24 protein-coding genes are annotated in these 24,825 nt (G+C 54.4%); 8 read left to right on the top strand and 16 right to left on the bottom strand.

The window, feature by feature from the left end:
* Positions 1-12: 12 nt before the first annotated feature.
* Positions 13-1,431: a PTS trehalose transporter subunit IIBC gene (treB, locus tag FN082_RS04000; protein WP_142462360.1), complete on the bottom strand. Its 1,419-nt coding sequence runs from the start codon at positions 1,429-1,431 to the stop codon at positions 13-15.
* Positions 1,432-1,548: 117 nt separating this feature from the next.
* The gene (gene treR / locus FN082_RS03995; RefSeq protein WP_139541009.1) at positions 1,549-2,496 is read right to left on the bottom strand and encodes a trehalose operon repressor TreR; all 948 of its coding nucleotides are present in this window, start codon (positions 2,494-2,496) and stop codon (positions 1,549-1,551) included.
* Between the two features lie 180 nt (positions 2,497-2,676).
* On the opposite strand from treR, the gene mgtL reads away from it, so the two are divergent.
* Entirely contained in the window at positions 2,677-2,730 is a 54-nt protein-coding gene (gene mgtL, locus FN082_RS30445) for a mgtA regulatory leader peptide MgtL (RefSeq protein WP_350494801.1), read from the top strand.
* Positions 2,731-2,875: 145 nt separating this feature from the next.
* Positions 2,876-5,584 carry a magnesium-translocating P-type ATPase gene (mgtA, locus tag FN082_RS03990; protein WP_142981184.1) on the top strand — a complete coding sequence of 903 codons (2,709 nt, stop codon included), beginning with the start codon at positions 2,876-2,878 and terminating at the stop codon, positions 5,582-5,584.
* Positions 5,585-5,624: 40 nt separating this feature from the next.
* On the opposite strand, the gene FN082_RS03985 is transcribed toward mgtA, so the two are convergent.
* From FN082_RS03985 to FN082_RS03965, 5 genes are all read right to left on the bottom strand, one after another.
* Positions 5,625-6,077 carry a transposase gene (locus FN082_RS03985; protein WP_139541011.1) on the bottom strand — a complete coding sequence of 151 codons (453 nt, stop codon included), beginning with the start codon at positions 6,075-6,077 and terminating at the stop codon, positions 5,625-5,627.
* 69 nt (positions 6,078-6,146) lie between these two features.
* On the bottom strand, positions 6,147-6,533 hold the full coding sequence (ridA, locus tag FN082_RS03980) for a 2-iminobutanoate/2-iminopropanoate deaminase (RefSeq protein ID WP_139541012.1): 387 nt from the start codon (positions 6,531-6,533) through the stop codon (positions 6,147-6,149).
* 133 nt (positions 6,534-6,666) lie between these two features.
* Complete coding sequence (gene pyrI, locus FN082_RS03975) at positions 6,667-7,128, bottom strand: aspartate carbamoyltransferase regulatory subunit (RefSeq protein ID WP_139541013.1); 462 nt, start codon at positions 7,126-7,128, stop codon at positions 6,667-6,669.
* Between the two features lie 13 nt (positions 7,129-7,141).
* Positions 7,142-8,077: an aspartate carbamoyltransferase gene (pyrB, locus tag FN082_RS03970; RefSeq protein ID WP_139541014.1), complete on the bottom strand. Its 936-nt coding sequence runs from the start codon at positions 8,075-8,077 to the stop codon at positions 7,142-7,144.
* Between the two features lie 35 nt (positions 8,078-8,112).
* A complete protein-coding gene (locus FN082_RS03965) occupies positions 8,113-8,217 on the bottom strand; it encodes a pyrBI operon leader peptide (RefSeq protein WP_072351778.1) in 105 nt (34 codons plus the stop codon).
* 194 nt (positions 8,218-8,411) lie between these two features.
* Here FN082_RS03965 and FN082_RS03955 point away from each other — a divergent pair, with 194 nt between their 5' ends.
* A complete protein-coding gene (locus FN082_RS03955) occupies positions 8,412-8,864 on the top strand; it encodes a YhcH/YjgK/YiaL family protein (protein ID WP_139541016.1) in 453 nt (150 codons plus the stop codon).
* A 113-nt stretch (positions 8,865-8,977) separates the two neighbouring features.
* Here FN082_RS03955 and argF read toward each other — a convergent pair whose 3' ends face one another.
* On the bottom strand, positions 8,978-9,982 hold the full coding sequence (gene argF / locus FN082_RS03950; RefSeq protein WP_139541017.1) for an ornithine carbamoyltransferase: 1,005 nt from the start codon (positions 9,980-9,982) through the stop codon (positions 8,978-8,980).
* Positions 9,952-10,047: a putative translational regulatory protein ArgL gene (gene argL / locus FN082_RS30440; RefSeq protein ID WP_371336710.1), complete on the bottom strand. Its 96-nt coding sequence runs from the start codon at positions 10,045-10,047 to the stop codon at positions 9,952-9,954. The genes argF and argL overlap by 31 nt, the downstream gene beginning before the upstream one ends.
* Before the next feature lie 99 nt (positions 10,048-10,146).
* On the opposite strand from argL, the gene rraB reads away from it, so the two are divergent.
* Positions 10,147-10,569, top strand: coding sequence for a ribonuclease E inhibitor RraB (gene rraB / locus FN082_RS03945; RefSeq protein WP_139541018.1), 423 nt, complete (start codon positions 10,147-10,149; stop codon positions 10,567-10,569).
* A gap of 52 nt (positions 10,570-10,621) precedes the next feature.
* Positions 10,622-11,380: a tRNA isopentenyl-2-thiomethyl-A-37 hydroxylase MiaE gene (gene miaE, locus FN082_RS03940; protein ID WP_139541019.1), complete on the top strand. Its 759-nt coding sequence runs from the start codon at positions 10,622-10,624 to the stop codon at positions 11,378-11,380.
* A gap of 41 nt (positions 11,381-11,421) precedes the next feature.
* Here the strand turns inward: miaE and FN082_RS03935 are convergent, their stop codons facing one another.
* Together FN082_RS03935 and FN082_RS03930 are read right to left on the bottom strand one after the other, a co-directional pair.
* Positions 11,422-12,444 (bottom strand): alpha/beta hydrolase, encoded by a 1,023-nt coding sequence (locus FN082_RS03935; RefSeq protein WP_139541020.1) that lies wholly within the window; start codon positions 12,442-12,444, stop codon positions 11,422-11,424.
* Between the two features lie 160 nt (positions 12,445-12,604).
* Positions 12,605-13,108, bottom strand: coding sequence for a GNAT family N-acetyltransferase (locus FN082_RS03930; protein WP_139541021.1), 504 nt, complete (start codon positions 13,106-13,108; stop codon positions 12,605-12,607).
* 185 nt (positions 13,109-13,293) lie between these two features.
* Here FN082_RS03930 and FN082_RS03925 point away from each other — a divergent pair, with 185 nt between their 5' ends.
* The gene (locus FN082_RS03925; RefSeq protein ID WP_139541022.1) at positions 13,294-14,490 is read left to right on the top strand and encodes a YjgN family protein; all 1,197 of its coding nucleotides are present in this window, start codon (positions 13,294-13,296) and stop codon (positions 14,488-14,490) included.
* Between the two features lie 55 nt (positions 14,491-14,545).
* On the opposite strand, the gene FN082_RS03920 is transcribed toward FN082_RS03925, so the two are convergent.
* The 3 genes from FN082_RS03920 to pepA all read right to left on the bottom strand — a co-directional run bounded on the left by FN082_RS03920 (position 14,546) and on the right by pepA (position 19,533).
* The gene (locus tag FN082_RS03920; RefSeq protein ID WP_142462363.1) at positions 14,546-17,401 is read right to left on the bottom strand and encodes a valine--tRNA ligase; all 2,856 of its coding nucleotides are present in this window, start codon (positions 17,399-17,401) and stop codon (positions 14,546-14,548) included.
* A complete protein-coding gene (holC, locus tag FN082_RS03915) occupies positions 17,401-17,844 on the bottom strand; it encodes a DNA polymerase III subunit chi (protein WP_004098129.1) in 444 nt (147 codons plus the stop codon). Before holC ends, FN082_RS03920 begins: the two co-directional genes overlap by 1 nt.
* Positions 17,845-18,021: 177 nt before the next feature.
* Positions 18,022-19,533, bottom strand: a complete 1,512-nt coding sequence (gene pepA / locus FN082_RS03910) for a leucyl aminopeptidase (protein WP_139541024.1) — start codon at positions 19,531-19,533, stop codon at positions 18,022-18,024.
* A gap of 393 nt (positions 19,534-19,926) precedes the next feature.
* Here pepA and lptF point away from each other — a divergent pair, with 393 nt between their 5' ends.
* Both lptF and lptG read left to right on the top strand, forming a co-directional pair.
* The gene (gene lptF, locus FN082_RS03905) at positions 19,927-21,024 is read left to right on the top strand and encodes an LPS export ABC transporter permease LptF (protein WP_142464506.1); all 1,098 of its coding nucleotides are present in this window, start codon (positions 19,927-19,929) and stop codon (positions 21,022-21,024) included.
* A complete protein-coding gene (gene lptG, locus FN082_RS03900) occupies positions 21,024-22,106 on the top strand; it encodes an LPS export ABC transporter permease LptG (protein WP_139541026.1) in 1,083 nt (360 codons plus the stop codon). The genes lptF and lptG overlap by 1 nt, the downstream gene beginning before the upstream one ends.
* A 39-nt stretch (positions 22,107-22,145) precedes the next feature.
* Here the strand turns inward: lptG and FN082_RS03895 are convergent, their stop codons facing one another.
* Together FN082_RS03895 and FN082_RS03890 are read right to left on the bottom strand one after the other, a co-directional pair.
* Entirely contained in the window at positions 22,146-23,648 is a 1,503-nt protein-coding gene (locus FN082_RS03895; protein WP_139541074.1) for a helicase HerA-like C-terminal domain-containing protein, read from the bottom strand.
* 87 nt (positions 23,649-23,735) lie between these two features.
* A complete protein-coding gene (locus tag FN082_RS03890) occupies positions 23,736-24,557 on the bottom strand; it encodes a TIM barrel protein (RefSeq protein ID WP_139541027.1) in 822 nt (273 codons plus the stop codon).
* Positions 24,558-24,825: the final 268 nt, after the last annotated feature.

The following is a 24,825-nucleotide window of genomic DNA, read 5'->3' as shown; positions in this document are numbered from 1 at the left end:
GGAAATAAGAAATCAGACAATCTGTAAGGTGCCCTGGCGGAATTTACGCTGGTAGACCACCGTCGTCAGGACAATCGGCACCACCACGGCGATGACCATCGCCAGGGCGTAAACCTGCCAGTAGGTTGGCTGAATGGAGAGGATGCCCGGCAGGCCGCCGACGCCGATGCCGTTAGCCATCACGCCGTTTAGTCCGCACAGCAGCCCGGCAAGGCCGGAGCCAACCATTGCGCACAGCATTGGGAAGCGGTATTTCAGGTTGATACCGTACATTGCTGGTTCCGTCACGCCGAGGTAGGCGGAAATGGCTGCCGGAACGGAAATTTCGCGCTCATTCTGTTTGCGGCTGGCGATGATAATCCCCACTACTGCCGATGCCTGGGCAATATTGGACAGCGCAATCAGCGGCCATACCGGCGTCCCGCCCATGCTTTGAATCATCTGCATGTCGATGGCCAGAGTGGTCTGATGGACCCCGGTAATCACCAGCGGCGCGTACAGGAAACCGAACAGCGCGGCGCCAATCGGCGCAAAGCTGCCGGTTAACAGATGACGTACCGCCCAGGCCACGCCGTCGCCAATCATGCGGCCAAACGGGCCGATGAAGGCGTGGGCGAGGAACACTGCCAGGATTAGTGAACATACCGGAACCACTACCAGGTAAAGGTAGTCAGGCACGATGCGCTTCAGGCGCGTCTCGATAAAGCCGAGCGCCAGCCCCGCCAGCAGAGCCGGAATAACCTGGGCCTGATAGCCGACTTTCTCAATGGTGAACAGGCCGAAGTTCCACACTTCAGGTACCTGCTGGCCCAGCAGATAAGCATTCATCAGCTGTGGAGAAACGAGGGTGACGCCCAGCACGATACCGAGGATCGGCGTGCCGCCCACTTTCTTCACCGCTGACCAGCAGATCCCCACCGGTAGGTAGAAGAAGATCGCTTCGCCAATTAACCACAGGAAGTCATAAATGCTTTTCAGCGACGGGTGCATCTGCGCCAGCGTCTGGCCGTTGCTCATCGGCAGGTCGCCGATCACGTTGCGGAAGCCTAAGATCAGGCCGCCGCTGATCAGCGCAGGCAGCAGCGGGAAGAAGATCTCCGCGAAGTGTGAAATGAGCTGTTCATGCCACTTCATATTCTGTCGGGCAGCTTTTTTGGCCTGCTCTTTATCTGCGCTGGCCTGTCCGGTAGTGGCCAGTAGCGCTTTATAGTAGTCGCCGACTTCGGTGCCGATGACCACCTGGAACTGCCCGGCGTTGGTAAAGCAGCCCTTCACCATGCGTAGCAGTTCAATTTCTTTAGGTTTGGCAATGGCTGGATTATTCAGCACAAAGCGCAGACGGGTAATACAGTGGCTGACGGTAGCGATATTGTCGCGCCCGCCCACCAGCTCGATAAGCTTATCGATGTCCTGCTGATTCACTTTACTCATGATGGGGCCTCATGACCGAGGTTTTAACTTGAGGCGAATCCTACGCTCTCCGTTTGAATTGCAAAATGGGAACGTTCCCGAAACGCAGCAAAGATCACATTAATCGTTAAGACAGGCTTAATTCAGTACGGAAGGGATCACGATTTGGCGGGGCTCACGGTTGCCAGCAATCTGTTCGATCAACTGTTGTGCCGCCTGGCGTCCTGATTCGGCGTAACCGGGATCGACGGTGAGGATCTCTGGATGGAGAAACTTCATCAACGGCGTGCTGCCGACGCTGGCAAGCTGGATGTTGTCGATTCCCTGCTGCTGGAGATATTTGCTGGCCCCAAGGGCGAGGGTATCGGTAGCGCAGACCAGCGCGCTGGTTTCAGCCGCCAGCACGCTGGCGACGTTTTCATAGCCCTGCTTCATACCCAGCCCAGGCAGCGCAGCGAGGGGGGTGAGGTGTTTTTTCTGGCAAAAATTGAGGTAGGCCTGATGGCGTCGTTGCCCGGTCGTTACGTCGCTGTGCGGCACGCCGAGGAAGCTTATCTGGCGATGACCGCGATCGTATAGACGCTGCATTAGCAAGGTGATTGCTCCATCGTCGTCATAGCACACGGAGGCGATCTCCGGCGCGTCGCGAGCCAGTAGCACCAGCGTCTCCCGCCACGGAGTGAGCATCTCTTGATGAATGCCGGTAAAACCAAACAATACCACGCCGTCGATATTGCGTCGGGCGAGCATGCCAAGGTGCTCTTCAACCAGCGCCGTGGAAAATTGGCTCTCCATCATAATCGGATCGTAACCCTGCTCGTAAAAGACAGGGAGCATGGTTTGCACGGCGAGGTTTTCCGAGAGGGAATCCAGACGGGTGACGATAATCGCCACCACTTTATCGCTCTGTCCGCGCATTGCTCTGGCGGAGCGCGAAGGAGAAAATCCGTGCTGCTGCATCACCGCTTCCACCCGTTCGCGGGTGCGCTCACTAACGCCGCTTTCGTTATTCAGCACGCGCGATACCGTCGATTTCCCGACGCCGCTTAAGCGGGCGATGTCTTTGATGGTCAGCCGGTTTTGCATGCAGGATTCTCGTTGTGGTCTGATTAAAGTGAGCCTAATGCTACGCAACGAAACCACAATGAGCAAAGTCTGGTTTACGTCTGGTTTAGTTGCCCGGGGGTATTATCGCCATAATAGTCACAAATATATTATTGGCAGCATTATAATTTGCGCCGTTTGTATTCACTTACCGGAGATTTTATGGACCCCGATCCCACTCCCCATCCTCGATGGAGAACCCTTTCTTTCCGGTAAGCCTGCTTAGCACTGCTTTACCGGAAGCGTAAAGCAGTGATGTCTTTGATGTCCCTGCCATAAAAATAACATGCCTGACAGGTAGAGTTTACTCGCGCCTGTCGGTAGTGCTGCGTTCGCTCGCGCGAGCGCGGAGGGACTGTTTATGTTGAAAAATTTGACCCGGCAGCTGTTTGCTCAGCTTGGCCGCCATTTACCGCGTCGCCTGGTGCAGCGCGATCCCCTGCCTGATGCCCGCAATCTGGCGAGCGCGCCGATTCCTGACTCCCTCGGCAAACAGTGCCTGGACGTGGCGGCAATGGATGAAAATGAAATCTGGCGCGCCTTTGCCAGCCATCCGGAAGGGCTAAATGAAGGCGAAGTGGCAGAGAAAATTGCGCAGTACGGCGAAAATCAGATCCCGGCGCAGAAGCCGTCACCGTGGTGGGTGCATCTGTGGAGCTGCTATCGCAACCCCTTCAACCTGCTGCTAACCGTTCTGGGGATTGTCTCCTACTCGACGGAGGATCTGTTCGCCGCGGCGGTTATCGCCCTGATGGTGGGGATCTCCACGCTGCTTAATTTTATCCAGGAAGCCCGTTCGACCAAAGCGGCGGATGCCCTGAAGGCGATGGTCAGCAACACCGCGACGGTGCTGCGGGTGGTTAATGAGCGGGGCGAAAGCCGTTGGTGTGAGCTGCCCATCGACCAACTGGTGCCGGGGGATATTGTTAAGCTGTCGGCAGGCGATATGATCCCGGCGGACCTGCGTATCATCCAGGCGCGCGATCTGTTTGTCGCCCAGGCCTCGCTGACCGGGGAATCGTTGCCGGTCGAAAAAGTGGCTCGTACCCGTGACCCGCTACAGGCAAACCCGCTGGAGTGCGACACCCTGTGCTTTATGGGCACCAACGTGGTGAGCGGCTCGGCGCAGGCGATGGTTTTCGCCACCGGCGGCGGCACCTGGTTTGGTCAACTGGCCGGTCGCGTTAGCGAGCAGGAAAGTGAGCCGAACGCCTTCCAGAAAGGCATCAGCCGGGTCAGCATGCTGCTGATCCGCTTTATGCTGGTGATGACGCCGATAGTGCTGCTGATTAACGGCTATACCAAGGGCGACTGGTGGGAAGCGGCGCTGTTCGCGCTCTCTGTCGCCGTCGGCCTGACCCCGGAAATGCTGCCGATGATCGTCACTTCGACGCTGGCGCGCGGGGCGGTGAAGCTGTCGAAACAGAAAGTCATCGTCAAACACCTTGACGCTATCCAGAACTTTGGCGCGATGGACATTCTGTGCACCGATAAAACCGGCACCCTGACGCAGGATAAAATTGTGCTGGAGAACCACACCGACGTTTCCGGCAAGGTGAGCGAGCGCGTGCTGCATACGGCCTGGTTGAACAGCCACTATCAGACCGGGTTAAAGAATCTGCTCGATACCGCAGTGCTGGAGGGCGTAGAGCTGGAGTCGGCGCGCGGGCTGGCGGAACGCTGGCAGAAGGTCGATGAGATCCCGTTCGATTTTGAGCGCCGCCGCATGTCGGTGGTGGTACAGGAGCAGGACAACGTCCATCAGCTGATCTGCAAAGGCGCGCTACAGGAGATCCTCAACGTCTCGGCTCAGGTGCGCTATAACGGCGAAATCGTACCGCTGGATGACACCATGCTGCGGCGAATTCGTCGCGTCACCGATACGCTAAACCGTCAGGGATTACGCGTGGTGGCGGTAGCGACGAAATACCTGCCCGCACGCGAAGGCGACTACCAGCGCGCAGATGAGTCAGACCTGATCCTTGAAGGTTATATCGCCTTCCTCGATCCGCCGAAAGAGACCACCGCCCCGGCGCTGAAGGCGCTGAAAGCCAGCGGCATTACGGTCAAAATCCTGACCGGCGATAGCGAACTGGTGGCGGCAAAAGTGTGCCACGAAGTCGGGCTGGATGCGGGTGAAGTGGTCATCGGCAGCCAGGTTGAAGCGCTGAACGATGATGAACTGGCCGAGCTGGCAAAACGTACTACCCTGTTTGCGCGCCTGGCACCGCTGCATAAAGAGCGCATCGTGACTCTGCTGAAACGCGAAGGGCACGTGGTGGGCTTTATGGGCGACGGTATTAACGACGCTCCGGCGCTGCGCGCGGCGGATATTGGCATTTCCGTCGATGGCGCGGTGGATATCGCCCGCGAGGCGGCGGATATCATCCTGCTCGAGAAGAGCCTGATGGTGCTGGAGGAGGGGGTTATTGAAGGCCGCCGGACCTTCGCCAACATGCTCAAGTACATCAAAATGACCGCCAGCTCCAACTTCGGTAACGTCTTCAGCGTGCTGGTGGCCAGCGCCTTCCTGCCGTTTCTGCCGATGCTGCCGCTGCACTTGCTGATTCAGAACCTGCTGTACGATGTATCCCAGGTGGCGATCCCGTTTGATAATGTGGACGACGAGCAGATTCGTAAACCGCAGCGCTGGAATCCAGCGGATCTCGGGCGCTTTATGGTCTTCTTTGGGCCGATCAGTTCGATATTCGATATTCTGACGTTCTGCCTGATGTGGTGGGTGTTTCACGCCAATACGCCGGAGCATCAGACCCTGTTTCAGTCCGGTTGGTTTGTGGTGGGCCTGCTGTCGCAGACGCTGATTGTGCATATGATCCGCACGCGCAGGATCCCGTTTATCCAGAGCCGTGCAGCCTGGCCGCTGATTGTGATGACGCTGCTGGTAATGGTGGTGGGGATTGCGCTGCCGTTCTCGCCGTTGGCGGGCTATTTACAGCTTCAGGCGCTGCCGCTGAGCTATTTCCCGTGGCTGATTGCCATCCTGGCAGGCTATATGACCCTGACGCAGATGGTGAAGGGCTTCTACAGCCGTCGCTACGGCTGGCAGTAATTGCTTCACTCATTATCGGCCTATCCAGGCCGATAATTTTTCAGGCCATACGCACAATCATATAGCTAACGCTAAAGATAAAAAGCGCGATGAAGGCCCAACTGAATTGATAAAATGCATTTCCCGCTCCGCGCCCGGTGCGGGAAAGAAAGATATTTTCTTCCCGGATGTGTTTTGCCGATATTTGGCGAAAGCGGCGGATGTAGCCAACGCAGTACAGCAGGAAAAGGGGCATGACGCACGCGCCAACGGATTTAGAGAAGATGATGGCGAGCATCAGGGCTGAAATGAAGAAGCACAGGAATACTTTTGCGGCCGCTGACTCTACTTGTTTTAACTCGACACGTACATTTTCGGCGTGCTGCTCCTGCCAGCGCCGCAGGGTGCTGACGCTAAACTCATATTTTTCGCACAATGCCTTGTTAGAGACGCCGCTTTTGGATTGCTGAAGAAAGTCGGCGATTTGTTCCTCGGTAAAGCGTGCTTTTGCCATTACCGGCCCTCCATGGCGAATAGCAAAGATAATCCAGAAAGCCGTTCTGGATTATCTTTCTGCCAGATATCAGCGACGAATAGCGATCGCTTCAATCTCAATTTTCACATCTTTCGGCAGGCGCGCAACTTCAACGCAGGAGCGCGCCGGGAAGGTGGCATTATGCTCGGTGAAGAAAGCTTCATAAGCGGCGTTAACGGTAGCGAAATCGTTGAGATCTTTCACGAAAACGGTAGTTTTAACGATATCGCCCACTTTCAGGCCCGCGGCTTCAACGATAGCTTTGACGTTGTCCAGCGACTGGCGCGCCTGAGCGGCAACATCTTCCGCCACGTTGCCGGTTTTCGGGTCGACTGGGATCTGACCGGAAGTGATGATCATGCTACCCAGATCAACACCCTGAACGTACGGGCCGATGGCTGCTGGTGCATTTTCCGTCGCGATAGTTTTAGACATGAGTTCTCCTGAATAACAGCATTGTTAAGTAGTTACGCTCATCTTTTGCATCGCTAACTGCGCGACGGCCTGAAAGATGAGAGGTAGTAAACCCGGCCATTATAGGGAGCCGGGTACGCAATACCAACCTCAGTTAGTTCGCCAGAACCACATTATGCGAGAACTCTTTTTCACAATATTTGCACTTCAGCGCGATGTCATTTTCACGTTTTTTTACCGCAAAGCTGGAAGAGACTGGCTCGGCGTGGCTGATACAGTTGCTGTTCGGGCATATCAGCACGTTGTTGATGCGATCCGGCAGATTCGGGCGAGATTTACCGACGACTTCATAATCATCAATACGGTTCACCGTGGCCTGTGGTGCGTACAGGGAGAGCTGGTTAACCTGCTCGTCGGTGAGGAAGGTGTTCTCGATCTTGATTAAATCTTTGCGGCCCATTTCACCTGACGGCAGGTTCAGGCCGATGGTGATGCGCTGATCCGTTTCGGTCAGTTTGAATAGCGTCAGCAGCTTAAAGCCGACCTGCGCCGGGATGTGGTCGATAACGGTGCCGCGTTTGATGGCTTCTACCTGCAATTTGTTGTCGTGTGTCATCTCTTTTTCCCCCTTACAGTGCCAGATCGCTATTCAGTACCAGTGCCAGTAACGCCTGGCGGGCGAAGATGCCGTTGCCAGCCTGCTGGAAGTACCAGGCGTGCGGCGTTTTATCAACATCGGTAGTTATTTCATCAATGCGCGGCAGCGGGTGCAGCACCTTCATATTGGCGCGGGCGCCTTCCAGGTCAGCGGCGCGCAGAACAAACTGTGCCTTCACGTTGGCATATTCCGATGGATCGAGGCGCTCTTTCTGCACGCGGGTCATGTACAGAATGTCCACTTCTTCCATCACCTCTTCGATAGCGCTGTGCAGGCTCCAGGCAATACCTTTTTCGTCGAGCATATCGAGAATGTACTGCGGCATCGCCAGCGCGTCCGGCGCGATAAAGTAGAAGCGGTTACCGTTAAATTTCGCCAGCGCCTGGGTTAAAGAGTGGACGGTGCGGCCATATTTCAGGTCACCGACCATCGCCACGTGGAGGTTTTCCAGGCGACCCTGGGTCTCCTGAATGGTGAACAGATCCAGCAGGGTCTGCGTCGGATGTTGGTTAGCGCCGTCGCCGGCGTTGAGTACCGGAATACCGCCGGAGAACTCGGTTGCCAGGCGCGCTGCCCCCTCCTGCGGATGGCGCATCACGATGGCATCGACGTAGGTGCTGATGACCGAGATGGTGTCTGCAAGGGTTTCGCCTTTTTTGCCCAGCGAGGTGTTGCTGCTGTCTGAGAAACCAACCACGCTGGCGCCCAGCCGGTGCATCGACGTTTCAAACGACAGGCGGGTGCGGGTCGACGCTTCAAAAAAGCAGCTGGCAATCACTTTATGCTTCAACAGCTCCGGCTGCGGATTGGCTTTCAGTTTTGCTGCGGTCGCCAGTACCAGTTCAAGGTCTTCGCGGCTGAGATCGTTTATGGAAATGATATGTTTTTGAAATAGCGGGTTAGCCATGTTTATCTCCTGACGCCTGGGCAAAAAAAAGCCCCTTAAATAAGGGGCTTTACGAATACGGATGCAACGGAAAGGAAAAACGGCAGGCCAGCGTCTGTTTTCAGACGCGGTAAGACGCGATGTCGTACACACTGAACCATAATTCCTCCCGGCAAAACGGATGGCATTATACGCAGCTCATATTTCGGATCAAGCGATTAATCCACAAACAGGTAAACGTTTGCCTGGATAATGCTGCGTTAGCGCAAAAAACCCTAAAAAAGAGGTGGTATGGCAGTGGGAAGGAGAGTATAAAAACAAAAAATGAAAAGCTGTTTTATATTCGAGGGTTATTATGATCGTTGGAAATATTCACCATCTGCAAAGCTGGTTGCCGGAGTCTCTGCGCGAGGCGATTGAACACATTAAAGCCCATGTCACCGATGCGACGCCGCTCGGTAAGCATGATATTGACGGTAACAACCTGTTTTATCTGATTTCCGAGGATACCACCGAGCCGATGGCCGACCGTCGCGCTGAGTATCATGCTCGCTACCTGGATATCCAGATTGTCCTGAAAGGGCAGGAGGGCATGACCTTCAGCGTTCTGCCTGCCGGTGCGCCGGATACCGACTGGCTGGCGGATAAAGATATCGCTTTCCTGGCTGAAGGCGCGCAGGAGAAAACCGTGATCCTCAATGAAGGGGATTTTGTGGTCTTCTATCCTGACGAAGTGCATAAACCGCTGTGCGCCGTCGGCGCGCCGGCGAAAGTGCGCAAAGCGGTTGTGAAGATGCTGATGGCGTAAAAAATACCCCGGGTTGCGGCTAACGCCTTACCCGGGCTACAGGTCTGTATGGGTTGGGGTCTGGTAGCCCGGATCAGCGTAGCGCAATCCGGGAACATATCGCTAAAGAAGGGTTACTTTCCCAGCGTCGCAACCATCACCGCTTTGATGGTGTGCATACGGTTTTCTGCCTGATCGAAAACAATGCTCGCCGGGGATTCAAACACCTCATCGGTCACTTCCATTCCGCCATGCAGGCCGTAATCTGCCGCCATCTGTTTGCCGAGCGTGGTCTGGTCGTCGTGGAAGGCGGGCAGGCAGTGAAGAAATTTCACCTGCGGATTGCCGGTCAGCGTCATCATTTCGCTATTCACCTGATAAGCACGCAGCAGCGCGATGCGCTCCGCCCATTTCTCCTTGGCTTCGCCCATCGAGACCCACACATCGGTATAGATAAAGTCAGCGCCTTTCACGCCCTCAGCGATATCTTCGGTCAGGGTAATATTACCGCCGTTTTTCTGCGCCAGCGCCTGGCACTGTGCGACCAGCTTCTCCTCTGGCCAGCAGGCCGTCGGCGCCACCAGACGCAGATCCAGCCCGGTCAACGCGGCGGCTTCGAGCATCGAATTCCCCATGTTGTTGCGCGCGTCACCGGCGTAGACCAGGGTCATTTCGTTAAAGGCTTTACCCGGCAGGTGCTCCTGCATGGTCAGCAAGTCTGCCAGCAACTGGGTCGGATGGAACTCGTTGGTCAGCCCGTTCCACACCGGCACGCCGGCAAATTCCGCCAGCGTTTCGACCACTTCCTGACCATGGCCACGATACTGAATACCGTCATACATGCGGCCTAATACGCGGGCGGTATCTTTGATTGACTCTTTATGCCCAATCTGGCTGCCGCTTGGCCCGAGATAAGTGACGCGAGCGCCCTGGTCAAATGCGGCAACTTCGAAAGAGCATCGGGTGCGGGTAGAGTCTTTTTCGAAGATGAGCGCGATGTTTTTGCCGGTGAGATGCTGGATTTCGATATTGTTTTTCTTATCAGCTTTGAGCCTGGCAGCCAGCTCAAGCAGGGCGGTGATTTCGGCAGGGGTAAAATCAAGCAACTTTAAAAAATGCTTCTGGTAAAACGCGGACATGGTTCCCTCACATGGCTCAGGCCATTTGTTGAATTAAAATTCACTTTATATGTATGAATATTCATTTGCAACCCCGTGCTATAAATCTTTCTCTCAGATGGTGGAGGCAATCACGGTGGTATGTGACAATAGAAGTATCTGCGACACATTATGAGGAACGAGCCATGGCAAACCCGGAATTACTGGAAGAACAGCGTGAAGAAACGCGTCTGATTATTGAAGAGCTGCTCGAAGACGGCAGCGATCCGGACGCGCTGTACACCATTGAGCATCATCTCTCTGCCGACGATTTCGAAACGCTGGAGAAAGTCGCGGTAGAAGCCTTCAAGCTGGGTTATGAAGTGACCGAGCCAGAAGAGCTGGAAGTTGAAGAAGGTGATACCGTTATTTGCTGCGATATCCTCAGCGAATCCGCGCTGAACGCTGAGCTGATCGATGCCCAGGTTGAGCAACTGATGACGCTGGCGGAAAAATATGAAGTTGAGTACGACGGCTGGGGCACCTACTACGAAGACCCTAACGGGGAAGATGAAGAAGGTGACGACGACGATCTCGTTGATGAAGACGACGACGGCGTTCGCCACTAAGCCGCAGAGATATACGGCGGCGCGGTATGCCGCCGTATAGCAAGGAACTTTAATGGATTACCCGCACATACTCTCCCCGATTTTAGATTTTCTGCACTGCCCAACGCCTCAGGCGTGGATTGATGAAGCCCGTAAACCTGAAAACCTTCCGCTGTTGCTGACCGACCATATGGTGTGCGAGCTGAAAGCGGCGCAAAACGCCATGCTGCTGGTGCGTCGCTACGTGGCGGATAAAGAAGGTGCGGATGAACTGCTGGCCTGCCTGAAACCCTATGAGGATTTCACCTACCGCTGGGGGGCGGAGCCGGATTTTGTCGCGCTGCATAAGCAGATAAATAAAAGCGCCATGCCGCAGACCGACGATCCCTGGGCACGTCAGCTGCTCGACAGCATGATTCTGCTGATCAAAGAAGAGCTGCATCACTTCTGGCAGGTGCGTGAAATCATGCTTTCCCGCAATATACCCTATGTCAAAATCACCGCCAGCAACTACGCCCGTGGAATGCGCCGGGAAGTGCGTTCTCATGAACCGGTAATGCTGATCGATAAACTGATTTGCGGTGCCTATATTGAAGCCCGCTCCTGCGAACGTTTTGCCGCGCTGGCGCCATGGCTGGATGATGACCTGCAGAAGTTTTATTTGTCGCTGCTGCGTTCCGAAGCGCGCCACTATCAAGACTATCTGGATTTAGCGCAGAGGATTGCCGGGGACGATATTAGCGAACGCGTGCGTCAGCTTGGCGAAGCGGAAGCGGCGCTTATTAACGCAACCGAAGCGGAATTTCGTTTTCACAGCGGCGTGCCTGCTTAAAAAGTACAGGCCGCCGTTTAGCTATTGCGGCCTGACAATCACTATAGATTCGCGTTCTTATCTTTTCCCGCAGCTGCGGCGGCTTTCGGTGCGCCGAGGGTTGCTTTAAACCAGTTCACCACTCGCTCAATAACCGGCTTCTGATACCAGCTGTCGTCGCCATGCTCCGCGCCTTCCAGCAACACGTAGTCCGCCCGATTACCCTCTTTTTTCAGCGCGTTATAGAGCTGCTTACTTTGTACCGGAGAAACCAGGGTGTCGGCGCTGCCGTGCATAATCAAGAACGGTGGTTTTTTACCGCTGATATGGCCCATGGGGCTGGCGTCCAGCGCTTTTTGCTTGTCGCTGTCGATAGAGGCGCCCGGCCAGTCGCGGAAGGCGCTACCGTGTACAAGTAACGCTTCAGTGACTGCCGGCGACTGATGCACTTTTTGTATCGGCTCCGGGAAACCTTCGCCGATATTCAATAAGTTCGAGATCCCGTACAGCGTTGCGGCGGCCTGAACATTGGAGGATTGGGCGAGATTGTCGCCGCGATCGAATGATTTATCGTCGTTGGTCAGCGCCAGCATCTGGGCCATATAGCCGCCAGCGGAGTCGCCAAGAACGCCAATACGGGATGGATCGATACCGTATTCCGTCGCATGTTCACGCAGGTAGCGAATAGCTGCCTTACCGTCCACAACCGGAGCCGGGAACGTATCCGGAACCGTGCGATATTCCGCAGCCGCGACAACGAATCCGGCATCAGCCAGCGCCATACGCATTTCGATAAACTTATTCCATGCCGCGCTGGTGAAACCGCCGCCGGGGAAATAGACGATTGCCGGTTTCAGGTTGCCATTACGCGGCACCAGCAGCGACATATGCAACTGACGAACAGCAACGGTGCTTTTCACCTGGCTATAAACAATATCGTTCAGTGCATCGATGCGGCCCTGCGTTTTTTCCACGCGGATAACCTGTGCGCCTTCGGTATTTCCGGGAATTTCGTTGGCGTAAACGCTGGAGGCCATGCCGCCAATAATCAGGCTACCGGTCAGCAGGAAAGGGAGTTTTTTCATGATGTTCTATCCTGAGCAACGCCCGCCGTGGCGACAGGCTAAAAGGGAAAAAGATCCAATGCTCAGGCAGTGTATTACCGAAAATTTGCCATGAATAATGCTCTTTTTGCATTAAATTCATTTAGTTTTTCGATAGATATATGAGTGTGTCTTAACGGAACTACAGGGTCTTTAGCATCGTGACTTCGCAGTCGACATGTCCGGTGCAGCCCAGCGGCCCGTCGATATGCTCAAAGCCGAGATGTTCATATAAACCAACCGCTTCTTTCAGAAAGGCGGTGGTTTCCAGATAGCAGCGTTTGAACCCCTGCTCGCGGGCGTGATCCAGTGCCATCAGTGCCAGCTTTTTCGCCAGCCCCTGCCCGCGTGCGGAAGTCATAAAATACATTTTCTGCAGCTCACAAATATCGGGCTCGCTGCAGGTCAGAGGCGCAACGCCGCCGCCGCCAACGACCTGACCATTTTGTTCGACCACCCAATAGGCGGAACCCGGCTGGCTATATAGCTGGAAAAGCTCATCCAGATTTGGGTCGGCGACCGTATAGCCTTTATCAGCGGTCAGGCCATATTCTGCGGAGACCTGACGGATAACGGCGGCTATCGCGGCGTTATCATGGGCAGATATGCGGCGTAAAGTGAAAGTCTGTGGCGCGGCAAGATTCATAGAATCACTCAATTTTAACTTAAATAACTATACGTTTCTTTAATACCATTATTTTTTTATCGGTGCAAGAAGCGCGTTAAATGCATTGCTGAGCAATGAAGAGATAATATACTCTGTTCACACAACATGGATTATCTTGAATTATTGTTTTTATTTATGGTTTAAATTACAAGGACGATGTATTTATGAGTATGATCTCAGGGCAGCAACAACGTCATAGCCATCATTTTGTTTTTCATGGTCAGACCTGGCCCTACTTTGTTATTTGTTTGGTTAATGTCATATTGTCTATCATTACTTGCGGGATATTTATTCCATGGGCATGGGTACGCAGTCGCCGTTATCTTTGTGAGAATATGGCGGTCAATGGCACCCGTTTTGGTTACCATGGCCGCGGGATTACTATTTTTTTCAGCTGGGTGCTGATATTTGTCGCGCTGGTTTTGCTCAGCTTAGCGTTAGCTATATTTTACCCCGGTAGTGAAGGGCTGGAGTTGTTACTTTTGCTTGTTCTTTTACCCGTAATGATAATAAAAGGGTTAGGCTACCACGCGATGATGACCTCTTTTGGTAAAGTTCGCTTCGGTTTTCAGTGCCATCCGCTTCGCGCATGGTGGGTGATGCTCGGCATGCCTGCGCTGATGTTTATACTACTCATTGTGATTATCACGATGTATGGCAGCAGTCTTAATATTTTTTATGGCACCAGTAATATAATAATGAATATCATATTAATTACTCTGCTGATACTGTTTAGTGTCTGCGTTATTAGTGGTGTTGTTTATAGTCATTGGCTTGAGCTTATTGCTAAAGGGGCGGTGCTCGGGAAAAATAAATTTAATATCCATATCAGTACTAAACGTTGTGTGATTATATTTCTGTGGGCAATGGTAATTTCATTGCCATTTGTTCTCATTTTCATGGTTTTTTTACTTTCCGCATTCTCACAGATGATTACCGGCTGTATGTTTGGTCTGTGCACTGAAAGTACGGCGCTGCTTATGGCCTTGCAGCATCTTAGCGCTGTTGCGGGTGGATACTTCTTTTTCACAATCGGTCTGGTGTTATCCGCGGCATACGCCTGGGCGGCGCTACGTAATCATGCTTTGAACAATCTGGTGCTGGGAGATGGTATTCAATTCCGTTCGACCCTGAAATTTACCGGCCTTGCGCCGCGTTTATTGGGCCTGACGTTTCTCCCTCTGTTCACGCTGGGGCTGGCGTATCCATGGTTAAAGATTAATTTGATGCGCTATATCGCAGCGAACACTGTGGCGAACGGCGAGCTTGATTCTCTGGATATGGAACCGGACGTGGCATCTCAGCCTGCGGTATCTGACAAACTGTGCGGCGGAATTTTCCCCATGCTGCCGTTCCTGTAATCCTGTAATGCAAAAGGCCAGAGCATGCTCTGGCCTTATTTTCTTTCGCGAGGAATTACAGCGCGGCGATGACGGCCTGCTGTTCAATCAGCTTCGCTTTCGCTTCCGCATAGCCTTCCAGCTTCTCACGCTCTTTGGCGATAACCGCTTCCGGTGCGCGCGCCACAAAGCCTTCGTTGGAGAGCTTGCTTTCGATGCGACCAATTTCACCTTCAATTTTGGTCACTTCTTTTGCCAGACGCGCCAGCTCATCTTCTTTGTTGATGAGGCCAGCCATCGGGATCAGCAGCTCAGCGCCGTCGATGATTTTGGTTACGGAAACCGGGCCTTTATCATCGGCTGGCAGCACGGTGATGCTTTCCAGACGCGCCAGGTTCAGCAGGAAGCTGCGGTTGTCGTTCACGCGACGCATTGCAGCTTCGCTGCAACCGCGCAGCAGTAGTTCCAGCGGTTTACCTGGGGCGATGTTCATTTCCGCACGGATGTTACGTACGGCGACGATTGCCTGCTTCAGCCATTCGGTATCGGCCAGCGCCGCTTCATCAACCTGGGCAGCATCATACTGCGGGAACGGCTGCAGCATGATGGTGTCTGCGGTGATACCGGAGATGACCTTCACGCGCTGCCAGATGGTTTCGGTAATGAACGGGATGATAGGATGCGCCAGGCGCAGCAGACCTTCCAGAACGGTTACCAGCGTATTGCGGGTGCCACGCAGCTCAGACTCAGAACCACCGTTCATGACCGGCTTGGTCAGCTCCAGATACCAGTCGCAGAACTGGTTCCAGGTGAACTCATACAGAATGCCTGCGGCAATATCGAAGCGGAAGCCATCCAGCGCTTCGCGGTAAGCTTTGATGGTCTGGTTGAATTCAGCCAGGATCCAGCGGTCCGCCAGAGACAGGGTCATTTCGCCGCCGTTAAAGCCGCAATCCTGATCTTCGGTATTCATCAGCACGAAGCGGCTGGCGTTCCACAGCTTGTTACAGAAGTTACGGTAACCTTCCAGACGCTTCATATCCCAGTTGATGTCGCGGCCGGTAGAGGCCAGCGCCGCCAGGGTGAAACGCAGGGCGTCGGTACCGTGCGGCTCGATGCCGTCCGGGAACTGCTTCTCGGTACGTTTGGCAATTTTCTCAGCCAGCTGCGGCTGCATCATGTTGCCGGTACGCTTAGCAAGCAGGTCTGCCAGGGAGATACCGTCGACCATATCCAGCGGGTCGATAACGTTACCTTTGGACTTAGACATTTTCTGGCCTTCGTCATCACGAATCAGACCGGTCATGTAGACGGTCTTAAACGGAACCTGCGGCTTACCGTTTTCATCTTTGATGAAGTGCATGGTCATCATGATCATGCGGGCGATCCAGAAGAAGATAATGTCGAAGCCGGAAACCATCACGCTGGTCGGGTGGAACTGACGCAAGGCGTCGGTGTTTTCCGGCCAGCCCAGGGTAGAGAAGGTCCACAGCGCGGAAGAGAACCAGGTATCCAGAACGTCTTCGTCCTGACGCAGCGCGACTTCAGCACCGAGGTTATTTTCCTGACGTACTTCGTCTTCGGTACGTCCTACGTAGACGTTGCCGTCGTTGTCGTACCATGCCGGGATACGGTGACCCCACCACAGCTGACGGGAGATACACCAGTCCTGAATATCGCGCATCCAGGAGAAATACATGTTTTCGTACTGCTTCGGCACGAACTGGATGTCGCCGTTCTCAACGGCTTCAACTGCCGGTTTCGCCAGCACGTCGGCACGCACGTACCACTGATCGGTGAGCATCGGTTCGATAACCACGCCGCCACGGTCGCCGTACGGTACGGTCAGATCGTGTGGTTTAATCTCGTCCAGCAGGCCCAGCGCGTCGATTGCGGCAACCACCGCTTTACGCGCGGCAAAACGCTCCAGTTTCTGGAACTCAGCCGGGATTTCACTGGAGTAAACGTCGGACTCTTCACCTTTGGTGTCGTAGACTTCCGCGATTTCGCGGATATCGCCGTCAAAGGTCAGGATGTTGATCATCGGCAGAGCGTGGCGACGACCGACCTCATAGTCGTTAAAGTCGTGCGCTGGGGTGATCTTCACGCAGCCGGTGCCTTTTTCCATGTCGGCATGTTCATCGCCCACGATCGGGATGCGGCGGTCAACCAGCGGCAGAATGACGAATTTGCCAATCAGGTCTTTATAGCGCGGGTCTTCCGGGTTCACGGCCACGCCGGTATCGCCCAGCACGGTCTCCGGACGGGTGGTGGCAACGACCAGATAATCTTTACCGTCAGCGGTTTTTGCGCCGTCGGCCAGCGGATAGCGGATATGCCACATGGAGCCTTTAGACTCGCGGTTTTCCACTTCCAGGTCAGAGATGGCGGTGCGTAGTTTCGGGTCCCAGTTGACCAGACGCTTGCCGCGATAAATTAGATCTTCTTTGTACAGGCGGACAAAGACTTCTTTTACTGCGTTAGACAGGCCTTCGTCCATGGTGAAGCGCTCGCGCTCCCAGTCCACGGAGTTGCCCAGGCGGCGCATCTGACGGGTAATGGTGCCGCCGGATTCCGCTTTCCACTGCCAGATTTTATCGATAAAGGCGTCGCGACCGTAGTCGTGGCGGGTTTTACCTTCTTCGGCGGCAATCTTACGCTCAACCACCATCTGGGTAGCGATACCCGCGTGGTCGGTACCTGCCTGCCACAGGGTGTTTTTACCCTGCATGCGCTGGTAGCGGATCATGGTATCCATGATGGTTTGCTGGAAGGCATGACCCATATGCAAACTGCCGGTGACGTTCGGCGGCGGGATCATGATGCAGAAGGACTCTTTGCTTTCGTCGCCGTTAGGCTTGAAATAGCCCTGCTTTTCCCAGTGCTCGTAAAGCGGCTGTTCGATATCTTGGGGGTTGTATGTCTTTTCCATTATTTCCAGGTTGCCGTGTTCAGGTTGAAACCAGCCATGCGGTACGCTTTATAGCGTTCGCGCGCCAGTTGTTTCAAAGAATCTTCATAAGGGACGAAGTCTATCACTTCTGTGAAAGCGGTGGCAAAATCTGCAAAGTTTAGCCGCAGGCTAATCAAAATATCCCGCGGGCTGCTGTTGCGTTTTTGCGGCCAGGCAATTTCTACCGGCGCGCCGCCGCGCGGACCTTCCCCTGCCAGATTATGCGGAACGAAACTTTCCGCGGGCCTTGCCCACAGCGCTTCGTCCAGACGAATCGCCTGTTGTTCATCTTCGCAGGCGATGAGCACTCGCTTACCACTGCGCCAACGTTCTGCGGCAATGTCACACACCAGTTGTTCGACGGCGCTAAGCCCATCCTGTTGCGTATCATTGTCCAGAAGGTAAAAGGTTGCGTTTTTCATATCTATACCCGTCGTCTTTCAAGTTGCCTCTTTGTTGGCTGCCTTCGCGCACCCCAGTCACATAGTAAACTATGCTCCTGGGGATTTGCTCAGTTGCCGCCGCGATGCAACTCGAAATCCATGGGGTATAGAATTCTTATTGCCTGAGCTTGCAGGCCGGGTAACCGGCAAGCAAACTTACTCTTCGCCAGTAAACCCGGCACGATTAAGCAGGAACTGCGACAGCATCGCCACCGGGCGACCGGTTGCGCCTTTGGCTTTCCCGGAACGCCATGCGGTACCGGCAATATCCAGGTGCGCCCAGTTGTACTTACGGGTAAAGCGCGCCAGGAAGCAGCCTGCGGTAATGGCGCCGCCAGGACGGCCGCCGATATTCGCCATATCCGCGAAGTTAGACTCCAGCTGTTCCTGGAACTCGTCGCCAAGCGGCAGACGCCATGCGCGATCGCCTGCCAGTTCAGACGCGCCGATCAGCTCATGGGCCAGCGGATTGTGGTTCGACATCAGGCCAGTAATGTGATGGCCCAGTGCAATCACGCAGGCGCCGGTCAGGGTCGCCACATCGATAACCGTTTCCGGTTCGAAACGTTCAACGTAGGTCAGCACATCGCACAGCACCAGACGTCCTTCAGCATCAGTGTTCAACACTTCAACCGTTTGGCCGGACATGGTGGTCAACACGTCGCCCGGACGATAGGCGCGACCGCCCGGCATGTTTTCACACCCGGCCAGCACGCCGACAACGTTTAGCGGCAACTGAAGTTCTGCGACCATACGCATTACGCCGTAGACCGCTGCCGCGCCGCACATGTCGTATTTCATCTCGTCCATGCCTTCGGCAGGCTTGATGGATATACCGCCGGAGTCAAAGGTCAGGCCTTTACCGACCAGCACGATAGGACGAGCGTCTTCTGCCGGGTTACCTTTGTACTCGATAACCGACATCAGCGATTCGTTCTGCGAACCGTTGCCGACCGCCAGATAGGAGTTCATTCCCAGCTCTTTCATCTGCTGTTCGCCGATAACGCGGGTAATGACGTTTTTGCTGTAGGTATCGGCCAACTGGCGCGCCTGGGAAGCCAGATAGGCGGCATTGCAGATGTTTGGCGGCATATTGCCAAGATCTTTTGCCGCTTTGATACCGGCGGCAATTGCCAGTCCGTGCTGAATGGCGCGTTCGCCACTGGTCAGCTCACGACGGGTTGGGACGTTGAAGACCATTTTACGCAGCGGGCGACGCGGCTCGCTTTTGTTGGTTTTCAACTGGTCAAAGCTGTATAGCGTTTCTTTAGCCGTCTCGACCGCCTGACGCACTTTCCAGTAGTTATTGCGGCCTTTGACATGCAGTTCAGTCAGGAAGCAGACGGCTTCCATTGAACCGGTATCATTCAGCGTGTTGATGGTTTTCTGAATGACCTGCTTGTACTGACGCTCATCCAACTCGCGCTCTTTACCGCAGCCAATAAGCAGAATGCGCTCTGACAGAATGTTCGGCACATGGTGCAGCAATAAAGTCTGGCCAGGTTTGCCTTCCAGCTCGCCGCGACGCAGCAGAGCGCTGATATAACCGTCGCTAATTTTATCAAGCTGTTCGGCGATGGGGGAGAGGCGACGTGGTTCAAAGACGCCGACCACGATACAGGCGCTCCGCTGCTTCTCCGGGCTACCGCTTTTTACACTGAACTCCATGCACTATGCTCCTGAATCTTAAAGACAACAATGGTGGCTACGGCTATACTCGTCGTCTTTCAAGTTGCAGATGCGTTAGCTGCGCCTGCTCACCCCTGTCACTTACCTGATGTAAGCTCCGGGGCTTCACAGTCTTGCCGCCTGCCTGCAACTCGAAATCCATAGAGTATAGAAATTGAAAGCTTTCGTAACTCATGTCCGCTGTTGTGGTGACTTCGTGTTAATCTTAACGTTATTACGGCCTTGGTTCGTCAGAAAAGATCCTGATACGCAGAACCAGCGAGTCATTTAATCTTAGCGATGTTTTCGACGACCAAAGAGAATAAATGACGTTTAAGCCATGAAACAAGCAATTTTCCTGCAATAAAACGGGTTTTTACGGGCGTATTTATAGTGATAATCATAAGATATCTGGTTCGTGAGACGCTGAAAAGCCAGTTGGCGATCCTATTCATCCTGCTACTCATTTTCTTCTGTCAGAAACTGGTCAGGATCCTCGGAGCCGCTGTTGATGGCGATATCCCGACGAATCTGGTGCTCTCGCTGTTAGGGCTGGGCGTACCTGAAATGGCGCAGCTCATTCTGCCCCTGAGTTTATTCCTCGGGCTGCTAATGACGCTGGGCAAACTCTATACCGAAAGTGAAATCACGGTGATGCACGCCTGCGGTCTGAGCAAGGCGGTGTTGGTGAAAGCCGCCATGATCCTCGCGCTGTTTACCGGTGCCGTTGCGGCGGTTAACGTCATGTGGGCCGGTCCCTGGTCGTCCCGCCATCAGGATGAAGTGCTGGCGGAAGCGAAAGCGAACCCCGGCATGGCGGCTCTGGCTCAGGGCCAGTTTCAGCAGACCAGCGACGGTAGCGCGGTGTTGTTTATTGAGAACGTAAACGGCAACCGTTTCAGCGATGTTTTTCTTGCGCAACTGCGACCAAAAGGTAACGCCCGCCCATCGGTGGTGGTGGCGGATACCGGTGAGCTTTCGCTGCGTAAAGATGGCTCTCAGGTGGTGACCATGAATCAGGGTACCCGCTTTGAAGGCACCGCGATGCTGCGCGATTTCCGCATTACCGACTTTAAAAACTATCAGGCGATTGTCGGCCATCAGGCCGTAGCATCCGATCCGAATGATACCGAGCAGATGGACATGCGCACCTTGTGGCGTACCGATACCGATCGTGCTCGGGCGGAGCTGCACTGGCGTTTCACCCTGGTGGCGACGGTGTTCATTATGGCGCTGATGGTCGTGCCGCTCAGCGTGGTGAACCCGCGTCAGGGACGCGTGCTGTCGATGCTGCCAGCGATGCTGCTCTATCTGGTGTTCTTCCTGCTGCAAACGTCTATTAAGTCGAGCGGCGGTAAAGGCAAAATGGACCCGATGATCTGGATGTGGGTGGTAAACCTGCTCTATTTCGCATTGGCCGTGCTGTTGAACCTGTGGGATACGGTGCCGATGCGCCGCTTCCGTGCCCGTTTTACTAAAGGAGCGGTGTAATGCAGGCGTTCGGCGTACTTGACCGTTATATCGGTAAGACGATTTTCAACACCATCATGATGACGCTGTTCATGCTGGTCTCTCTCTCGGGCATCATCAAGTTTGTTGACCAGCTGAAAAAGGCCGGGCAGGGCAATTATGATGCGCTGGGGGCCGGGATCTACACGATTCTTAGCGTGCCGAAAGACGTACAAATCTTCTTCCCGATGGCGGCGCTGCTTGGCGCGCTGCTGGGGCTGGGGATGCTGGCGCAGCGCAGCGAGCTGGTGGTGATGCAGGCTTCAGGTTTCACCCGTTTCCAGGTGGCGCTCTCGGTAATGAAAACCGCGATTCCACTGGTATTGCTGACCATGGCGATGGGCGAGTGGGTTGCCCCGCAGGGTGAGCAGATGGCGCGTAACTATCGTGCCCAACAGATGTACGGCGGCTCTCTGCTTTCAACCCAGCAGGGATTGTGGGCGAAAGATGGCCATAGTTTTGTTTATATCGAGCGGGTGAAAGGCAGCGATGAGCTGGGTGGAGTGAGCATTTACGCCTTTAACGATCAGCGCCGCCTGCAGTCCGTTCGCTATGCGGCCTCGGCAAAATTCGATACCGAGAATAAGCTCTGGCGGCTGTCGCAGGTTGATGAATCCAACCTTGCCGACCCGAAACAGGTGACCGGAACGCAGACGGTCAGTGGAACCTGGAAGACCAACCTGACGCCGGATAAGCTCGGCGTGGTGGCGCTGGATCCTGACGCGCTGTCGATCAGTGGCTTGCACAACTACGTCACCTATCTGAAGTCCAGCGGTCAGGATCCGGGCCGCTATCAGCTCAATATGTGGAGCAAAATCTTCCAGCCGCTGTCGGTGGCGGTCATGATGCTGATGGCGCTGTCGTTTATCTTTGGCCCGCTGCGCAGCGTACCGATGGGCGTCAGAGTGGTTACCGGGATCAGCTTCGGCTTTATCTTCTACGTGCTGGACCAGATTTTCGGCCCGTTAACCCTGGTCTACGGCATTCCGCCGATAATCGGCGCGCTGTTGCCGAGCGCCAGCTTCTTCTTGCTGAGCCTCTGGTTGATGATGCGTAAATCCTGATGTTAACGCCCCCTTCCTGAATCAGAAAGGGGGCATTTTTTATCGTTTTCGCCCGCCAAGTAAGCTTCCCAGCATTCCCCTGATTATCTGGTTAGTGACCTGACGCACCGCGCTCTTTGCTGCCGTTTGCACGATGCCATCGTGCTTACCGCCGCGCGGCCCGGTGGTACCGAACAGAATGTCTTTTAGCCCGCCAATCAGGCCGTCGTCATCGCTATTTTGCTGCCCTTTTGCTGGCGGTGATTCTTGCTTTTCAGTCGTCGCCTGTACGCCTTTTTGCAGCATTTCAAAGGCCGATTCCCGGTCGATCTCTTCTTCATACTTACCGTACAGCGCCGAGTGGTTAATCAGTCCGTTACGTTCATCGTCGGTAACCGGCCCCATTCGCGAGCAGGGGGCGATAACCATTGCGCGTTCCACTACCGATGGGCTACCTTTTTCGTCAAGGAAGGAGATAAGCGCCTCGCCGGTTCCCAGCTCCTGAATCGCCTGTTCGGTACTGAATGCCGGGTTAGCGCGCATAGTCTGCGCGGCCGTTTTTACCGCTTTCTGATCTTTCGGCGTGAAGGCGCGCAGGGCATGCTGCACGCGGTTTCCCAACTGACCGAGTACCGCATCGGGAATGTCCGCCGGGTTTTGCGAAACAAAATAAACGCCGACGGCTTTAGAGCGAATCAGGCGGATAACCTGCTCGATTTTATCCAGTAGCACCTGCGGCGCATCGTTAAATAGCAGATGGGCTTCATCAAAGAAAAAGACCAGTTTTGGCTTTTCACGATCGCCTGCTTCCGGCAGACGTTCGTAAAGCTCTGAGAGCATCCACAGCAGGCTGGCGGCATAGAGCTTCGGCATCTGGTAGAGCTTCTCGGCGCTGAGGATATTAATCACTCCTTTGCCACTGGCATCAACACGCATCCAGTCCTGAATATCGAGCATCGGCTCGCCGAAAAAGTGCTCCGCGCCCTGCTGCTCCAGAGTGAGCAATCCGCGTTGAATAGCGCCAACGGAGGCGCTGCTGATATTGCCGTATTGGCTCTGAAACGCTTTGGCGTTGTCGCCAATATATTGGGTGATAGCGCGCAGATCTTTAAAGTCGAGCAGCAGCAGCCCGCGGTCGTCGGCAATGCGAAAGATGATATTCAGCACGCCGGACTGAACCTCATTGAGGTTAAGCAGGCGGGACAATAGCAGTGGTCCGAGATCGGAAACCGTAGCGCGAACCGGGTGGCCTTTTTCGCCAAAGATATCCCAGAGTACCACCGGGTTGGCGTGCGGCGCCCAGTCCGTTGCGCCGATTTTTTCCAGCCGCGCACGCAGTTTTTCCGAACTTTGCCCTGATTCAGCGATACCGGTGAGATCGCCCTTCACATCAGCCATAAATACCGGAACGCCGATTTCCGAAAAAGACTCTGCCAGCTTTTGTAGAGTGACGGTTTTACCGGTCCCGGTCGCGCCGGTAATCAGACCGTGGCGATTGGCCATGGCGGGTAATAAATGCAGCTGTTTCTCCAGCGTGCGTGCAATCAGCAGAGGTGAACTCATCATCGATTTCTCCATTTATCCTGCTGCGAGTATAGGCAACCTGACCGCAAACGGGGGGGAAATCACGCACGCCGGTGTCTACTCGCTTCAGGCGCAGTGGCGCTGAATTAATGCGATGCTCTGCTCAATTTCACGGCGGATATCGTCCTCACTCCAGTTTGCCAGCTCCGGCGAGAAGGGCTCGAAGGCATAAACGCCCTGATAGCCGCGTGCTTCCAGGTTTTTGACCTGCTCGCAGCTTTGCAGCTGGTCTTTTGCTGTCAGCATAATGCGCTCGTTATCGGTAAGCGTTTCGCGTGGGCGGGTATCCTCTACGCCGGAAAGATGTACCAGACCGATTTCGCCGACATCCACTTGGGTAAATTCCTCATCTGCCTGCGGGTAGAGATGATGATGGAAGGTATCAATCAGCAATTTAAACGGCACCCGTGCGTCGTGGATCAGCGTTTGCGCCTGCGCTGAGGAGCGCAGTGAACTTTGCGGGAAGCCGAGCGGCTCAACCAGTCCCTGAACGCCGTAAAAGGCAAATAGCGGCGCCAGGTCGCGCAGCGCGCTGAGGGTCTCGCTTGCCGGCACCGTAGTGCCGTCATTCAGCGGACACAGTACCAGCGATTTCGCGCCGACGCCTTTCGCTTCTTTTAGCAGCGACTCAGTCAGGTTGCGAACCTCTTCGGTACGGCAGTTGAAAGGGTAGACCGCGTTGATGGTAAGGATCTCAATATGGTAGCGATCAGCCAGTTCGCGAACCTGCTGGTGGCTCAGGTCGTCGGTCACTTTTCCACTGGGGAGGTCGTTACGTAGCTCGACTTTGTTTAGTCCAAGGCTGTTCACCAGCCGAAAGAAGGCTTCAATACTGAGTGAAGGGGCGATCTTGCGGTTGATGCAGAAACGTTGCGATGCAATAGCCATTTTGACTCTCCTGAAACGTAGGGATCGGGTTCGTTCGATTGCTCTATAGTCAAAACATTTATTCCAAAATTAGCAATGTATGAAATGGCGTATTTTTGAGCTGACTCGCAAAATAGTTTTCTGCTGCGCTTATATTGCAGCAGGTTGTAGAAGGCGCTACGTCTAATCTCTTCCGGTAGTGATTTAACCCGTGAGACGACATTTTCTTACAAGAAATTGCGACCGTCATCACCAAAATGGAATTTCATTATCACTCAATATTGAAATA

Origin of the sequence: Klebsiella spallanzanii (assembly GCF_902158555.1) — a bacterium.
GTDB classification, from domain to species: Bacteria; Pseudomonadota; Gammaproteobacteria; order Enterobacterales; family Enterobacteriaceae; genus Klebsiella; species Klebsiella spallanzanii.
Note: the sequence above shows the minus strand (reverse complement) of the source record. Positions and strands in the feature narration are given on the sequence as shown.

What these genes read in the sequence shown, in the direction of transcription:
- FN082_RS03890 (WP_139541027.1), bottom strand. Translation starts at nt 24,557, where the DNA reads ATGGCTATTGCATCGCAACGTTTCTGCATCAACCGCAAGATCGCCCCT.
- FN082_RS03925 (WP_139541022.1), top strand. Translation starts at nt 13,294, where the DNA reads ATGAGTATGATCTCAGGGCAGCAACAACGTCATAGCCATCATTTTGTT.
- pepA (WP_139541024.1), bottom strand. Translation starts at nt 19,533, where the DNA reads ATGGAGTTCAGTGTAAAAAGCGGTAGCCCGGAGAAGCAGCGGAGCGCC.
- pyrB (WP_139541014.1), bottom strand. Translation starts at nt 8,077, where the DNA reads ATGGCTAACCCGCTATTTCAAAAACATATCATTTCCATAAACGATCTC.
- treR (WP_139541009.1), bottom strand. Translation starts at nt 2,496, where the DNA reads ATGCAAAACCGGCTGACCATCAAAGACATCGCCCGCTTAAGCGGCGTC.
- treB (WP_142462360.1), bottom strand. Translation starts at nt 1,431, where the DNA reads ATGAGTAAAGTGAATCAGCAGGACATCGATAAGCTTATCGAGCTGGTG.
- ridA (WP_139541012.1), bottom strand. Translation starts at nt 6,533, where the DNA reads ATGTCTAAAACTATCGCGACGGAAAATGCACCAGCAGCCATCGGCCCG.
- FN082_RS03935 (WP_139541020.1), bottom strand. Translation starts at nt 12,444, where the DNA reads ATGAAAAAACTCCCTTTCCTGCTGACCGGTAGCCTGATTATTGGCGGC.
- lptG (WP_139541026.1), top strand. Translation starts at nt 21,024, where the DNA reads ATGCAGGCGTTCGGCGTACTTGACCGTTATATCGGTAAGACGATTTTC.
- FN082_RS03920 (WP_142462363.1), bottom strand. Translation starts at nt 17,401, where the DNA reads ATGGAAAAGACATACAACCCCCAAGATATCGAACAGCCGCTTTACGAG.
- pyrI (WP_139541013.1), bottom strand. Translation starts at nt 7,128, where the DNA reads ATGACACACGACAACAAATTGCAGGTAGAAGCCATCAAACGCGGCACC.
- rraB (WP_139541018.1), top strand. Translation starts at nt 10,147, where the DNA reads ATGGCAAACCCGGAATTACTGGAAGAACAGCGTGAAGAAACGCGTCTG.
- FN082_RS03930 (WP_139541021.1), bottom strand. Translation starts at nt 13,108, where the DNA reads ATGAATCTTGCCGCGCCACAGACTTTCACTTTACGCCGCATATCTGCC.
- holC (WP_004098129.1), bottom strand. Translation starts at nt 17,844, where the DNA reads ATGAAAAACGCAACCTTTTACCTTCTGGACAATGATACGCAACAGGAT.
- FN082_RS03895 (WP_139541074.1), bottom strand. Translation starts at nt 23,648, where the DNA reads ATGAGTTCACCTCTGCTGATTGCACGCACGCTGGAGAAACAGCTGCAT.
- FN082_RS03965 (WP_072351778.1), bottom strand. Translation starts at nt 8,217, where the DNA reads ATGGTTCAGTGTGTACGACATCGCGTCTTACCGCGTCTGAAAACAGAC.
- FN082_RS03985 (WP_139541011.1), bottom strand. Translation starts at nt 6,077, where the DNA reads ATGGCAAAAGCACGCTTTACCGAGGAACAAATCGCCGACTTTCTTCAG.
- argL (WP_371336710.1), bottom strand. Translation starts at nt 10,047, where the DNA reads ATGAATATTCATACATATAAAGTGAATTTTAATTCAACAAATGGCCTG.
- miaE (WP_139541019.1), top strand. Translation starts at nt 10,622, where the DNA reads ATGGATTACCCGCACATACTCTCCCCGATTTTAGATTTTCTGCACTGC.
- mgtA (WP_142981184.1), top strand. Translation starts at nt 2,876, where the DNA reads ATGTTGAAAAATTTGACCCGGCAGCTGTTTGCTCAGCTTGGCCGCCAT.
- FN082_RS03955 (WP_139541016.1), top strand. Translation starts at nt 8,412, where the DNA reads ATGATCGTTGGAAATATTCACCATCTGCAAAGCTGGTTGCCGGAGTCT.
- argF (WP_139541017.1), bottom strand. Translation starts at nt 9,982, where the DNA reads ATGTCCGCGTTTTACCAGAAGCATTTTTTAAAGTTGCTTGATTTTACC.